This is a genomic window from Actinomadura sp. NBRC 104412, from assembly GCF_030269515.1.
Taxonomy (GTDB): domain Bacteria; phylum Actinomycetota; class Actinomycetes; order Streptosporangiales; family Streptosporangiaceae; genus Spirillospora.
In genome coordinates this window covers 1-14,357 of sequence record NZ_BSTM01000041.1, presented here as the reverse complement: position 1 = coordinate 14,357, position 14,357 = coordinate 1, and the positions used below count along the sequence as shown (strand labels likewise).

At 70.5% G+C, this 14,357-nt stretch carries 12 protein-coding genes; 8 read left to right on the top strand and 4 right to left on the bottom strand.

The annotated features are described in order from the left end of the window. Positions 1-89: 89 nt before the first annotated feature. The 3 genes from QSK21_RS32480 to QSK21_RS32470 all read right to left on the bottom strand — a co-directional run bounded on the left by QSK21_RS32480 (position 90) and on the right by QSK21_RS32470 (position 3,282). A complete protein-coding gene (locus tag QSK21_RS32480) occupies positions 90-812 on the bottom strand; it encodes a GntR family transcriptional regulator (protein WP_285701396.1) in 723 nt (240 codons plus the stop codon). 78 nt (positions 813-890) lie between these two features. After that, positions 891-2,426 (bottom strand): AMP-binding protein, encoded by a 1,536-nt coding sequence (locus QSK21_RS32475; protein ID WP_285701394.1) that lies wholly within the window; start codon positions 2,424-2,426, stop codon positions 891-893. 10 nt (positions 2,427-2,436) lie between these two features. Next, positions 2,437-3,282 (bottom strand): fumarylacetoacetate hydrolase family protein, encoded by an 846-nt coding sequence (locus QSK21_RS32470; RefSeq protein ID WP_285701392.1) that lies wholly within the window; start codon positions 3,280-3,282, stop codon positions 2,437-2,439. Positions 3,283-3,469: 187 nt separating this feature from the next. Between QSK21_RS32470 and QSK21_RS32465 the strand changes: the two genes are divergently transcribed. From QSK21_RS32465 to QSK21_RS32430, 8 genes are read left to right on the top strand one after another with little or no spacing between them, the layout of a single operon-like run. Continuing rightward, a complete protein-coding gene (locus QSK21_RS32465; RefSeq protein WP_285701391.1) occupies positions 3,470-4,462 on the top strand; it encodes an ABC transporter substrate-binding protein in 993 nt (330 codons plus the stop codon). A gap of 19 nt (positions 4,463-4,481) precedes the next feature. Continuing rightward, entirely contained in the window at positions 4,482-5,285 is an 804-nt protein-coding gene (locus QSK21_RS32460; protein ID WP_285701389.1) for an ABC transporter ATP-binding protein, read from the top strand. After that, entirely contained in the window at positions 5,278-6,042 is a 765-nt protein-coding gene (locus QSK21_RS32455; RefSeq protein ID WP_285701388.1) for an ABC transporter permease, read from the top strand. The genes QSK21_RS32460 and QSK21_RS32455 overlap by 8 nt, the downstream gene beginning before the upstream one ends. A 34-nt stretch (positions 6,043-6,076) precedes the next feature. Continuing rightward, positions 6,077-8,131 (top strand): hydantoinase/oxoprolinase family protein, encoded by a 2,055-nt coding sequence (locus tag QSK21_RS32450; protein WP_285701387.1) that lies wholly within the window; start codon positions 6,077-6,079, stop codon positions 8,129-8,131. Next, entirely contained in the window at positions 8,128-9,891 is a 1,764-nt protein-coding gene (locus tag QSK21_RS32445; RefSeq protein ID WP_285701385.1) for a hydantoinase B/oxoprolinase family protein, read from the top strand. Before QSK21_RS32450 ends, QSK21_RS32445 begins: the two co-directional genes overlap by 4 nt. Positions 9,892-9,895: 4 nt before the next feature. Further along, on the top strand, positions 9,896-10,468 hold the full coding sequence (locus tag QSK21_RS32440) for a peroxiredoxin-like family protein (RefSeq protein WP_285701384.1): 573 nt from the start codon (positions 9,896-9,898) through the stop codon (positions 10,466-10,468). Then, complete coding sequence (locus QSK21_RS32435; protein WP_285701382.1) at positions 10,465-11,382, top strand: alpha/beta fold hydrolase; 918 nt, start codon at positions 10,465-10,467, stop codon at positions 11,380-11,382. Before QSK21_RS32440 ends, QSK21_RS32435 begins: the two co-directional genes overlap by 4 nt. After that, complete coding sequence (locus QSK21_RS32430; RefSeq protein WP_285701381.1) at positions 11,375-12,766, top strand: aldehyde dehydrogenase family protein; 1,392 nt, start codon at positions 11,375-11,377, stop codon at positions 12,764-12,766. The genes QSK21_RS32435 and QSK21_RS32430 overlap by 8 nt, the downstream gene beginning before the upstream one ends. Positions 12,767-12,841: 75 nt before the next feature. Here the strand turns inward: QSK21_RS32430 and QSK21_RS32425 are convergent, their stop codons facing one another. Then, positions 12,842-14,020 (bottom strand): IS110 family RNA-guided transposase, encoded by a 1,179-nt coding sequence (locus QSK21_RS32425; protein ID WP_285701380.1) that lies wholly within the window; start codon positions 14,018-14,020, stop codon positions 12,842-12,844. Between the last annotated feature and the right edge of the window lie 337 nt (positions 14,021-14,357).

Genomic DNA, 14,357 nt, shown 5'->3' with positions numbered 1-14,357 from the left:
TCTCTGGCAGCACCAGTCCGCTGGAGAGCCGTCCATCGGCGTCGACGCGAAGAGGGGCCGAACGTGCGCCGGTGGGGGCCACGGTCGTGTCAGAGGCCGAGGGTTCGTGGGGGGTCTTCAGCGGATTTCACCATGGCGAGGGCGGTGGGGAGGGCGAAGGGAGCGTGGCGCTGTGCGGTCATGAGGGTGATGGCCGTGCCGGCGATGTGGTCGGCCAGCAGGTCGCGCGCCAGCCGCCGGTCGCCGGCACGGCATGCCTCCAGCAGCTTGCGGTGCTCCTCGAGCTTGGCGTCGAAGACCGCGCTGTTGCGCTCCTGGTCCATGAACGCGCGCTGGTAACGTTCGGCGTGGTCGAAGAGCCGCTCCAGGTGGTCGCGGAGCCGCGGCCCGGCGCCTTGGCGGAGGATGGCGTGGAAGCGAGAGTGCGCCTCGGTGTCGCCGTCCGGGGCGGCGCGCTCCAGTTCCCACTCCATCTGCTCGAAATCCTTGGAGCGGAGCATCGGAACCGTGAGCCAGACCGCCAGCCCCTCGCCCATGACCCGGAGCGAGTACAGATCGTCCAGGTCGTTCATGCTCAGCGGGCTGATCCGGACCGAGCGGTGCGGACCGACGTCCTCGACCAGGCCCTCCCGTTCGAGAAGCCGCAGGGCCTCGCGCAGCGGGGTGCGGCTGACCGAGAGCCGGCGGCTGAGCTGGAGCTGGGAGATTTCGGAGCCGGGCGGGAGTTCGCCTTCGATGATGAGGCGACGCAGGACGTCGTGCACGTTCCTGGTTCCCGCTCCGGCTTTGGAGTCCGCGGGACTGGCGGTCACGTCGGAGGTCCCTGTTCAGCTAGATCGGACTGGCCATGCCAGTTACTGTCCACAATTTCAAAGGCATTGTACACAGACTCACACCATGCGGTCGCGGCCGCGCCAGTAATCATCGCGCAGGGCCCTCTTGAGCACCTTGCCGACGGGTGATTTCGGCAGTTCGCGGAAGATGACCTCCTTGGGTGCCTTGATGCTGCCCAAGCGGCTCTTGCACAGGGCGATGAGGTCGTCGGGATCGGCGGTGGCGCCCGCCTTGAGCTGCACGACGGCCGTCACGCGCTCGCCCCACTTCCGGTCCGGCAGGCCGATGACGGCGCAGTCCCGGACGGCCGGATGGCCGAGGAGGACCTGCTCGACCTCGCTCGGGAAGACGTTGAAGCCGCCGGAGATGATGAGGTCGCGCTTGCGGTCGACGATGTAGAGGTAGCCGTCCTCGTCGAATCTGCCGACGTCGCCGGTGGCGAGCCAGCCGCCGGGGAGGCTGACGGCCGCGGTCTGGTCGGGCGCCTTGTGGTAGCCCTTCATCCTCAGGGAGCTTCGGACGACGATCTCGCCGGGCTCGCCGACGGGCCTGGGAGCGCCATCGTCGTCCACGACCGCCACGTTCGCGACCAGGGACGGCCGCCCGCAGCTCGCCAGCCGGGCACGCAGCCGCGATCGGGCGCGTGCCTCGGCGTGCTCGTCCGGCCCGAAGTAGGTGCACATCATGGGGAGCTCGGTCTGGCCGTAGCACTGGGCCATCACCGGCCCGAAGACGTCCATCGCCTCTTCCAGCTTGGCCACCGACATCGGCGCCGCCCCGTATATGAAGTAGCGCAGGCTCGACAGGTCGCGCCGCCGTGTGCCGGAGTGGTCGAGCAGCGCGTAGATGGCGGTCGGCGGCAGGAAGAGGCGGGTCACCGCGTTCCGCTCGATCGATTCGACGATCTCCTCCGGTACGACGCCGTCATGCACGATGTTCCGTCCGCCCAGGGCGAGGACCGGGAAGACCAGCGCGCCGGCCGCGTGCGTCATCGGCGCCGCGACCAGGTTCACCGGATCGCGCTCGGGCATGTGGGCGTTGAAGGCGTGGATCATCGTCTCGAAGGCCCGGTTGGGGACCTCGACCGCCTTGGGCCGGCCGGTCGTGCCGCCGGTGCCGAAGTAGCCGGCGACCGCCTCCGGATCCAGCGGGGGCGGTGGGACGCGGACGCCCGCCGGGGCCGCCCATTTCTCCAGGTCGTCGATCGCGACGACCTGTTCGAGCGTGCCCACGGCCCCGCGGATCCGCTCGGCCACGTCGGCCAGGTCCGCGGAGTGCAGGAGCGCCCGCGCCCCGACGAGGTCCAGCAGTGCGATCAGGTCGTCGGGCGTGGAGCGCGCGTTGAGCGCGACCCATGCGCAGCCGGCGCGCAGCACCCCGAGCACGCACGGGAAAAGTCGCGTGGTGTTGGCGCTGAGCACGCCCACCGGCGCCCCCGGGCTCAGGCCGTTCTCGATCAGAGCGGACGCGACCCGGTGGGTGAGGTCGGCGGCCTCGGCGTAGGTCAGCGCGCCGGTCCCGTCCGGACGGACGAACGCGATGCCGCCGGGGTTGAGGGCGGCGCCCCGGTCGAAGAATTCGATCACTTGCATCGCGCGCTCCTCACCGTGACTCCGCGACGCAGCGGTTGACCTGCTCGCCGAGCCCGTCGATCCGTGAGGTGAGGGTCTGGCCGTCGGTCAGGAACAGCGGCGGTTTGCGCGCGGCGCCCACGCCGCCGGGTGTCCCGGTGGCGATGAGGTCGCCGGGCACCAGCGTGATGAACGAGCTGATGTAGGAGACGATCTCCGCCGCGGAGAAGACCAGCTCGCTGGTCACCGACTTCTGCATCACGTCGTCGTCCACGGCACAGGTCAGATCGGCCGCTCGCGCGTGTCCCACCTCGTCGGGCGTGACCAGGTAGGGCCCGACCGGCGTGCTGGCCTCGAACGTCTTGCCCTGCAGGAACTGCGAGGTGCGGAGCTGCCAGTCGCGCATGCTGATGTCGTTGACGATGGTGTAACCGGCGATCACGTCCCACGCCGCCTCCCGGTCGATGTTCCGGGCGACCTCGCCGATCACCACGCCCAGCTCGACCTCCCAGTCCACCGCGTCGGAGTTGGCCGGCAGGACGATGTCGTCGTACGGGCCGATGAGACTACGGGCGTACTTGGCGAAGAGCGTGGGGTACCGCGGGACCTCCATCCCGGCCTCGGCGATGTGGTCGCGGTAGTTGGCCCCGACGCACAGCACCTTCTCGGGACGCGGTACCAGCGGCGCGAAGCTCGCCTCGGACACCGGGACGGTCCGGTCGCCGGCCTGCGCCGCCCGCTCTCGCCAGTCGGGCCCGGCGGCCAGGAGCGCACCGACGTCCGGATACGGCAGGACGCTGATCAGGTCACCGTCGAGCCGTCCCGCCGCGGTCGTCATGCCGTCGCCGTCCTGCAGACGGATCGTGGTCAGTCGCACCGAGTCCTCCCTTCGCCGCGGGCGAGACCCGCCGCTGTACAACATGGCGACGCCACTGTACATTCTTTTGACAGAACTGGATACAGTCTTCGAGCCACTGTGGCCAGTCTCAAGCGGAAGGGCGGTGAAGGCCGTGGTCGCAATCGGCCGGAACGGCGGTCGTCTCGGTGTCGCAGCGAGAGCCTCGGTGGGCGGATTGGTGGTGGCCGCCGTACTGGCGGTCGCGGGATGCGGGGGTGGAGGGCAGGCCGGTGGGAAGCCACTGACCAAGCTCACGTACCGAGGCCCGTTCGTGACGTCGGGCGCCGACGCGCCCCTCTACTACGCCGCCAAGCTCGGCTACTACGAACAGGAAGGTCTGGAGGTCGAGATCCGCGACAGCAAGGGCTCCACCCAGGCGATCACGGATGTCGGCAACGGCGGCTCGGACGTGGGCATGGCCGCGGTCACCAATCTGATCACGGCGGTGGCGCAGGGCCAGCAGGTCACGGGCGTGGCCACCGTCCTGGGGCGCACCAGCTTCGGATTCTTCGTCCCCAAGGATTCCGGCATCGCCTCGATCAAGGACCTGCGCGGCAAGTCCATCGCGGTGACGGCGCTGGTGGAGCGGAACATGTACGCGGCGCTGGCGGGGGCGGGCCTGGCCGAGTCCGATGTCAGGGCGGTCGTGGCGGACCCGAACGCCCTGATCACGACGTACGTGAGCGGCAAGGTGGACGCGATGTACACCGTGCGGCACTTCGCGCCCCAGGCGGCACGGCGGCCCTCGAACGTCCTGATGCAGTCGGATGCCGGCTTCAATCCGCCCGACTACGCGCTGATCGTCTCCAAGGGCACACTCGGCGAGCGCCCGGAGGTGGTCCGCGGCTTCGTCCGTGCCACGTTGCGCGGCTTCCAGGCGGCCAGGCGCGACCCGGAGGCGGCGATCGACGCGATCCTCGCCGAACACCCTCAGCTCGATCGCGGGCAGTCGCTCGGCACGCTGAAGTCGGTGCTCGACTTCATGTGCTCGCCGGCCCAGCGGGGCCGTCCCTACGGGGAGAGCTCCCCTTCCGACTGGTCGAACACGGTGGCCGGCCTGCGGAAGGCGGCCGGTCTCCAGGGCCCCGCCGACGGCCGGGCCTACTTCGACAACAGCCTGTTCACGAAGGGGAACGGCCTTGGCACCGGGACGTGCTGAAGCGCGCGCCCGCACCGCCATGACAGGGCGGACGGGCCCGGCCGCGCGCACGCTGCGCGCCACGGGCGTGACCAAGGTGTTCCCCTCCCCTGAGGGGCCCATCACCGCGCTGGACGGGGTGGACCTGACCCTCGACCCCGGCGAGTTCGTCAGCGTGCTGGGCCCCAGCGGCTGCGGCAAGAGCACGATGCTGACGATCCTGGCCGGTCTCGACACCCCGACGAAGGGCCGGGTGATGGTCGGGGAGCGGGCGGTGACCGGGCCGCTGCTGGAGGCCGGCGTGATGTTCCAGCGCGTCCTGCTGCTGGAATGGCGCACCTGCGAGGACAACATCCTGCTCCAGTTCCAGATGCGCGGCCTGCCGACCGCGCCCTATCGCGGGCGGGCCCGCGAGCTGCTGGAGATGGTGGGACTGGCACGGTTCGCACGGCGGTTCCCGCGGGAGCTGTCCGGTGGCATGCGGCAGCGGGTGGCGCTCTGCCGCGCGCTGGTGCACCGGCCGCCGCTGCTGTTCATGGACGAGCCGTTCGGCGCCCTGGACGCGCTCACCAGGGAGAGCCTGAACGTCGAACTGGGCGAGCTGGCCGCGCGCACCCAGACCTCCGTCCTGTTCGTGACCCATGGCATCGACGAGGCGGCCTTCCTCGCCGACAGGGTGGTGGTGATGTCGCCGCGGCCCGGCCGGATCGCCGGTGAGGTGCGGATCGATCTGCCGCGTCCCCGGTCGATGGCCGTGCGCGAGGAGCCGGAGTTCGTCGCCCGCACCGGCCGCCTCCGCCGCATGCTGGCCGAACGGGAGGAAGGGACGGTGGCCGATGTCTAGCCTCGGCCGGTGGATCGGCGGGCAGACCGCCTTCTGGTACGTGCTGGCGATCGCGCTGGTCGTCGCCGTGTGGCAGGGGGCGGTGCTGGTGGGACGCACACCCGACTACCTGCTGCCCACCCCCGCCCAGGTCGTGGAGGCGCTGTCCAACTACCGCGAGCCGCTGCTGAAGCAGGGCTGGGTCACGCTCCGCGGGATTCTACTGGCCTTCGGGATCTCGGCGGTGCTCGGCGTGCTCCTGGCGATCCCGATGGCCTTTTCCCGGGTGGTCGAGCGGCTGGGCTACCCGCTGCTGGTGATGACCCAGGCCGTGCCGAAGGTGGCGCTGGGCCCGCTGTTCATCGTGTGGTTCGGGTTCGGGCTGATGACCAACGTGCTGATCGCCGTGTCGGTGGCCATCTTTCCGATCATCGTCAACACCGTGCTGGGGCTCACCACGATCGACCCGGACCTGGTGCGGCTGGGCCGCTCGATGGGCGCCTCCCGCTGGCGGCTGTTCCGGCTCGTCCGCCTGCCCACGGCCTTGCCCAGCGTGCTGGCCGGGCTCAAGGTCGCCATCACCTTCGCCGTGATCGGCGTGGTGGTGGGCGAGTTCATCGTCGGGGGGGCGGGCCTGGGCTACCTGACCATCTCGGCGAGCGGCAACCAGAACGTGCCGCTGCTGTTCGCGTGCGTCATCAGCCTGGCCGTGCTGGCCGTCCTCGTCTTCGCCGCGGTCGAACTGCTGGAACGCCTCGCGCTGCGCAGGCACCCCTGAAAATCGGGGCATCCCTGACTAAGGAGAGTCATCCATGCCGATTAGGGCCGCCGTCGACATCGGCGGGACGTTCACCGACGTCGTGGGCTACGACGACGTCAAGGGCAGGCTGATGCTGGGCAAGACGCTCAGCACCCCGCATGATCTCATCGACGGCGTGTTCGGCGGCCTGCGCGCCGCCGACATCCCGGTGGACGAGCTCGCCTTCGCCATCCATGGCAGCACCGTCGTGGTCAACGCGCTGATCGAGCGCAAGGGCGCACGGACCGCGCTGCTGACCACCGAGGGGTTCCGCGATGTCTACGAGATCGGCAGGATCAACCGGCCGGACGCGTTCAACCTCGCCTTCACCAAGCATCGCCCGCTGATCCCCCGCGAGATGATCTACGAGGTCCCCGAGCGGTTGCGGGCCGACGGCACGGTCGCCAGGCCGCTCGACGAGGCGCGCACCCTGGAGATCGCCCGCCGGCTGGCCGCGCTCGGCGTCGAGTCGGTGGCGGTGGTGCTGCTGCACGCCTACCGCGATCCCGCGCATGAGATCCGCGTCGGCGAGATCCTGCGCGCGGAACTGCCCGGGGTGTACGTCACGCTGTCCCACGAGATCAGCCGCGAGTACCGCGAGTTCGAGCGGACGTCCACGGTGGTGGCCAACGCGTTCGTGGGCCCGCTGGTGAGCGACTACCTGGGACGCCTGGAGGACCGGCTGCGGGCGGGCGGCTCCGGCGCGGCCCTGGCGGTGATGCAGTCCAACGGCGGCGTGTCCGACGTGGTCACCGCGTCCGGCCAGTGCGTGCAGATGCTGGAGTCCGGCCCGGCCGGAGGCGTGGTCGGCACGATCGCGCTGTGCGAGGCGCTGGGACACCGCGAGGCGATCGCGTTCGACATGGGCGGTACGACGGCGAAGTCGGCGGTGATCCGCGACCTGACGTTCCCGATGGCCAGCGACTACTTTCTCGGCGGCTACGCCACGGGACTGCCGATCCGGATCCCCTGCCTGGACATCGTCGAGGTCGGCACGGGCGGCGGCAGCATCGCCTGGCTCGACCAGGCCGGTGGCGTCCACGTGGGGCCGCACAGCGCCGGCGCCGACCCCGGTCCCGCCTGCTATGGCCGGGGCGGCACGCAGGCCACCATCACCGACGCCTCGGTGGTGCTGGGGCATCTGGCGCCGCGGGGCACGCTGGCCGGAGGACTGGAACTGGACGGTGACGCCGCCCGGCGCGCGGTGGGCGCCCTGGCCACCGAGCTCGGCATGGACACGGCGTCCACCGCGGCCGGGATCACGGCCATCGGCGCCGCCGCGATGGCGAACTCGGTCCGTGCGGTGACCACCGAGCGCGGCTTGGATCCGCGGGACTTCGTGCTGGTCGCCTACGGCGGCAACGGCCCCCTGCACGTGTCGCTGGTCGCCCGCGAGCTGGCGATCCGGCGGGTGGTGGTGCCGCCGAACCCCGCCCTGTTCTCGGCGTTCGGCATGCTCATGGCGGACCTGCGGATCGACGTCGTCCAGACCGGCGTCCGGACGCTGAGCGACGTGACGGCAGCGGAGGTCGAGTCGTCGTACCGGGAGCTGGAGGACGAGTGCGGGCGCGCGCTGGCCGAGGGCAAGCTGGAGTTCGGCTCCATCGAGTTCCTGCGCGCGGCCGACATGCGGTACGTCGGCCAGGAGCACACCGTCACCGTGCACGTGCCGCCCGGCCTCGACGATGTCGGCGACGTGAAACGCGCGTTCGATGCCGAGCACGAGCGCCGCTACAGCCACAGCGCGCCCGGCGAACCCGCGCAGATCGTCAGCCTGCGCGTCTCCGCGGTCGGCCGGCTCCGCAAGCCCCAACTGACCAAGATCCCCGAGGGGACGCCGGTGCCGCCGGACGAGGCCGCGACCGGCGTCCGCGACGTCGTCTTCGTCCCGGCCGACGGCGCGGTCCCGACCCCGGTGTACGCACGGGACGCGCTACGTGCCGGCAACCGGATCGCCGGGCCCGCCGTCATCGAGGAACCCACCGCCACCACGCTGCTGCGCCCCGGCGACCGCGCCGAGGTCGACGGCTACGGAAACCTGCTGCTGGAGATCGGAACCCGACCATGAGCACCACCGACGCCGCGTCCGACGCGAGCGCGATCGACCCGATCACCGCCGAGATCATCCGTGCCGGGTTCGTCGCGATCACCGAGGAGATGAAGACGAACCTGATGCGCACGGCCTACAACCTGATCATCTACGAGGCCCAGGACTTCACCGTGGGGCTGTTCGACGCCAACGGTGACACGATCTCGGTGGGGCTCGGCCTGCCGATGTTCGTGGGCGGGCTGTCCGACGCCATCAAGGCGAAGCTGGCGTTCTACGGCCGGGACGGGATCAGGCCCGGCGACATCCTGCTCACCAACGACGCCTACATCATGGGCAGCCACCTCAACCACATGATCTTCACGCTGCCGATCTTCCACGAGGGCGAGCTGATCGCGTTCGCCTCGTCGATGGCGCACTGGATCGACGTGGGCGGCGTGCTCGGCGGCACCACCACCGACATCTACTCCGAGGGCCTTCAGGTCCCGATCGTGAAGATCTTCAAGGAGGGCGTCCAGGACGATGAGCTGACCCGGCTGATCGCGCTGAACGTCCGGTTCCAGGACCTGGCGATGGGCGACTTCCGGGCGCAGGTCGCCGCCGTCCGCACCGGGGAGACCCGGCTGCGCGCGATGCTGGAGCGCTACGGCGCCGACGTCGTCAAGGCAGGGATCGCCGACGTGTTCCGGCGGGGCGAGGAGCTGAGCCGGCAGGCGGTGCTGCGAATCCCGGACGGCGAGTACCGCGCCGAGGCCCACATGGACGACGACGCGGTGAAGGTCGGCGAGCGGATCCCGATCCGGGTGCGGGTGGTGGTCGAGCACGACACCATGACCATTGACCTCAGCGAGATGAGCCCGCAGGTCGCCGGCTACTTCAACTCGGGCGCCACGGCCGGGCGGTCCGCCGCCCAGGTCGCGTTCAAATGCCTCACCTCGCCGCAGGAGTACCCGATCAACCACGGGTCGCTGCGCCCGCTGAAGGTGGTCCTGCCGCCGGGGACGGTCGTCAGCGCGGTCCGCCCGGCCGCGATGCGGCTGTGGATGACCTATCCGATGACCGTCGTCGACTGCGTCTTCCGGGCGATGGCCGAGGTCATGCCCGACGTCACCATCGCCGGCCACCACGCCGATCTGGGGATGTCGCACACCTACGGCGTGGACGAGGCGACCGGGCGCTTCTTCCAGTTCTTCGGCGGGCCGCAGGGCGGCGGCTGGGGCGCCACCTCACAAGCGGACGGGCAGAGCGCCACGATGTGCATCAACGACGGCGACACCCACAACGCCCCCGTCGAGGTGGTGGAGGCCAAGTCCCCGATGGTCACCATCGAGGAGTACGCACTCGTCCAGGACTCGGGCGGAGCCGGGCGGCACCGCGGGGGGCTGGGGACCAGGCTGCGCATCCGCGTCCACACCGCGGCCAAGCTGGACACCTGGATCGAACGCACCTCCTGTGCACCATGGGGGCTGGAGGGCGGACACGCGGCGGCCGGCAACCACGTGAAGGTCGAGCGCGCCGACGGCGAGGTGGTCACCTTTCCCAACGGCAAGGTCGCCGCGCTCGACCTGGCCGCCGGGGACGCCCACGTCATCGAGCTCGGCGGGGGCGGCGGCCACGGCGACCCGAAGGACCGTCCGGTCGATCAGGTGCTGGCCGACGTGCGGGCCGGATACGTCTCGCAGGAGCAGGCCCGTGCGGCGTACGGGGTCGTCATCTCCCAGACGGGCGATGACCTCGCGGTGGACGAGGCGGCGACGGCCGTGCTTCGCGCGGAGAGGTGAGCCGATGAGCGGCAGGACGACCATCAAGCCCGGCGCGGTCGTGACAAAGCGGACGCTGACCGACATCCATGGCGCCGCCGTCCCGATTCCCGAGCCGGGACGCCTCATCCACCTGCAATTGCGGCGCTTCGCCGGATGCCCCGTCTGCAACCTCCACCTGCGGTCGGTCGTGCGCCGGCACGCGGAGATCGAGGCGGCGGGCATCCGGGAGGTCGTGGTCTTCCACTCGACGGTGGACTCGCTGCGCGAGCACGCCGGTGACCTGCCGTTCGCCGTCGTGGCCGACCCGGGCAAACGGCTGTACGCCGAGTTCGGCGTGGAGCCCGCGCGCCGGGCGATCCTGAACCCCCGCGTATGGGGGCCGATCGCGCGGGCCGTGCTGCTGAGCCTGTGGGGGATCCTCCGCCACCGGCGGCCGGTGCCCTCCCTGTTCCCCGAGGGCGGCCGTTTCGGCCTGCCCGGCGACTTCCTGATCGGCGGGGACGGCCGGGTGCGGGCGTACAAGTACGGCGAGCACGCCTACGACCAGTGGTCGGTGGACGAGCTGCTCGACCTGGCGCACAGGGAGGGACGATGACCGACTGGACGTTCGGCGGGCTGTGGCCCTACGAGCCGCGATGGTTCGACACCCCCGACGGGAGGCTGCACTACGTGGACGAGGGCCCACGCGACGGACGTCCCGTGGTGCTGCTGCACGGCAACCCCACCTGGGGATTCCTTTACCGCAACTTCATCGGCCCGCTCGTGGACGCCGGACACCGGGTGATCGTCCCGGACATGCTCGGGTTCGGACGCTCGGACAAGCCCGACCGGCCCGCGCTCTACCGGATCGGCGAGCACATCCGGCGCGCGGACGCACTGCTGGAATCGCTCGACCTGCACGGCGCCGTCGTGGTGCCGCAGGACTGGGGCGGCCCGGTCGGCCTGGCCTGGGCGGTGGCCCATCCGGAGCGGGTTGCCGGGCTGTTCCTGCTCAACACGGCCGTCCACGTCCCGCGCGGCAGGTTCAAGGTCCCGTTCTCGCTCACCTTGTTCCGGGCGCCCGGCGTCGGCGAGGTGATGGTCAAGGGCCTGGCCGCCTTCCACCGCCTCTTCCTGTTCAAGGTCGGCGTGATGGCCCCCGAGCGGCTGACCCCTTTGGTGAAGCACGCCTATCTCGCTCCGCATCCCACCTGGTCCAGCCGGACCGCCGTGCTGGTGTTCCCGCGGGAGATCCCCGTCCGGCCCGACGAGCAGCCCTGGGCGAGGCTCGCCGCGCAGATGGAGGCGGGACTGGAACGGCACTTCCGCGGCCGGCCGGTCAAGATCGTCTGGGCGATGCGGGACCCGGGCTTCACCCCGGACGTCCTGCGGGAGATGTGGCTGGAGACCTTCCCCGACGCCGATGTCGTGCGTCTGGACGAGGCCGGCCACTACCTCCAGGAGGACGCCCACGAACGCATCGTCCCCGAACTGCTCGACTTCCTGGCGAAAGAGGACTTCCATGGATGACCTGCGATCCCTGTTCGAGGCGCAACGCCGCGCCGCCCGCAGGCCCGCCCCCACCCTGGACGAGCGCCGCGACCATCTGGGCATGATCGCCGAAATGGTCATGGCCAACCGCACCCGTATCGAACGCGCGATGTCCGAGGACTTCGCCGTTCACCCCGAGCAGCTCACCGCCATGACGGAGGTGCTCGCCGTCGCCGGGCAGGCCGCCTACACCATCGAGCAGCTACCCGGATGGATGGAGCCCGACCCGCGTCCCGCCGACCCGGCACTGGCCGGCACCGCGACCGCCGCCATCGAGTACCAGCCCAAGGGCGTCACGGGCATCATCTCGCCGTGGAACTTCCCCTTCCTGCTCTCCCTCGGCCCGCTGATCGACATGCTCGCCGCCGGCAACCGGGTGCTGATCAAACCGTCGGAGCACACCCCCGCCAGTTCCGCGCTGCTCCGGGACATGGTCGCGGAGACCTTCGCCCCCGACCACGTCGCCGTCGTGACCGGCGACCTGCAACTGGCCAGGCAATTCCCGACACTGCCCTGGGACCACCTCCTCTACACCGGCAACGCCGCCGTCGGCCGCGAGGTCGCCCTCGCCGCCGCCCGCAACCTCACCCCGCTCACCCTTGAACTCGGCGGCAAGAACCCGGCCATCGTCGAGGTCGTGGACGCCGAGACCGTCGCCCAGATCGTGGGCGGCAAGATGGTCAAAAGCGGCCAGGTGTGCATCGCACCGGACTACTGCCTGGTCCCCGCCGCGCAGGCCGCCGAGTTCGTCGACCTCGCCAGGTCCTACGTGGCCGACGACTACTCCCGGTCCCCGGACTGCACGGGCATCGTCACCGACCGCCACCTCGACCGCCTGCTGGCTCTGCTGGACGAGGCGAAGGACAGCGGCTGCGAGGTGATCACCCTGGAACCCGGCGCCGAAATCGACCGTGCCACCCGCCGGATACCCCTCACCCTCGTCCTCGACCCGGACGACGACCTGGGCCTGATGCGGGAAGAAATCTTCGGTCCCATCCTTCCGGTCAAGACGTACACGTCCCTCGACGAGGCCATCGACTACGTCAACGCCGGTGACCGTCCGCTCGGCCTCTATGTCTTCACCCCCGACGCCACGATCGCCCGGGACGTCCTGGATCGCACGATCTCCGGTGGCGCCTGCGTCAACACCTGCGCGCTCCAAGGCGCCCTGCCCTCGCTCGGCTTCGGTGGCAGCGGCGCAAGCGGCTACGGTCGTCACCGCGGCGTGGAGGGTTTCCGCGAATTCTCCAACGCCCGCGGCGTGGTCATCCGAGGTGAGAACGACGCCCTCGCCGCCTTCCACCCCCCGTACTCCGGCCTGGCCCAGGCCGTGGTCACCGCTGCCTTCTCCCAAGAACGATGACCCACGGGCGCCGGCCCCCAGATGCCAACGCCGACATGTAAAGGCGACCCGCCCGCATGACTCCCTGTGTCAACCTCAGGCGGCAACTTGCTTGTTGAGCTTGGCTGCGGCCCCGTGTTGGGCGGGGTCGTAGGGGACGCCGTCCAGCCAGCAGTGCCAGATCACGCGGATCCAGGCGCGTGCGATCGCGTGCGGGTGGTCCTTGCCCTTTTTGCGGGCCTGGTTGTAGATGTGGGCGGCCCAGGGGCTGGCGTGCCGGCTGTTGTCGGCGAAGGTGGTCAGGGCGAGGCGAAAGCGTTTGTTGCAGGCCCAGCGGAAGTGCACGGCCCGGTGTTTGCCGGACTGTTTGGTCACGGGCGTGCAGCCTGCGAGGGCCGCGACCGAGTCGGGGGTTGCGTAGGCTTGGCGGCAGTCGCCGCACTCGGCGAGTATCTGGGCGGCGTTGCTCTGACCCGATCTTGGCAGCGACGTGACGATCTGGCCGTCCGGATGCTCCCCGAGGTGGGCGGCGGTCGAGCGGTCGAGATCCTTGACGGCCGTGTTGAGTGCTCTGAGGACGGTGACCAGGCTCAGGACCGCGTCGCGCAGGGCCTCGGTGAGGGCTTGGCCGGTGGCTCCGGCCGGGGCCGACCGCAGCCGTTCCAGCAGGTCGGCGGCGCTGCGGCGGCCGGAGTAGCCGTGCTTGGTCATGAACGCCTGCATGCGTTTGCCGCCGACGTGGCGGGCCGCTGCCGGGGTCGGGTAGCGGGTCAGAAATTGGTCCTCCAGCAGCGCGGCGAGCTGGTTGGTGGCCGCGACCCGCATCTCGACCAGGTCGGTGCGGGTGCGTACGACGGTCCGCAGTGCGCGGGTGTCGTCACAGTAGGGCACGGCGACGCGCAGCCGGTGCCGACGCAGCCGCAAGTATTCGGCGATGATGGCGGCGTCACCGGCGTCGGATTTGGCCCCGGACAGCACCTCACCGTCCCGCCAGGTCTCGATCGCGTTCGGGCTGACGGGCACGACCGGGTGCCCGGCCTCCAGCAGCAGGTCGACCAGCCGCCCGTTGGGCCGTTCGATCCCGACGTGCACGTCGGCGGCCTCGGCGAGGCGGGCCAGGCGGCCGATCAGCATGGCGATCCCGTCGGCGGAGTGCTCGATGGTGAACCGGTCGGCGATCTTGCCGGCATGATCCACCACACAGACGGCGTGGATCCCGGCGGCCCAGTCCAGTCCGGCGAACAACTGCGCGGGGGGCGGCGCAACAGACAACATGGCTCCTTGCGGTGGCAGCGACGAGGCCGGCTCCCGGGCGGTCACGAACCGGCGCTCTGCGGCGCATCTCCCTGTTGCCGGTCCGCGGCCCCGACAGGGCCGGGGGCGGTGGTGTCATGCAGGCCCTCAACCAGCGACCGAACTAGACGTCACCCCGGCTCCCGCACTCAACAACGCGCACCGTATCGGTGCCCGCAAGAAAGAGGGTGCCCTAGGACTGCACTGAATAACTGCGGTTGTCCCGGTCGAGCTAACGCTCGACTGGGATACTGGTGTGGTGCAGGGTGTGAGCAAGGGCGAGCCAGAGTTGCTGGACGCGGCGGCGCTGGTGGGGCAT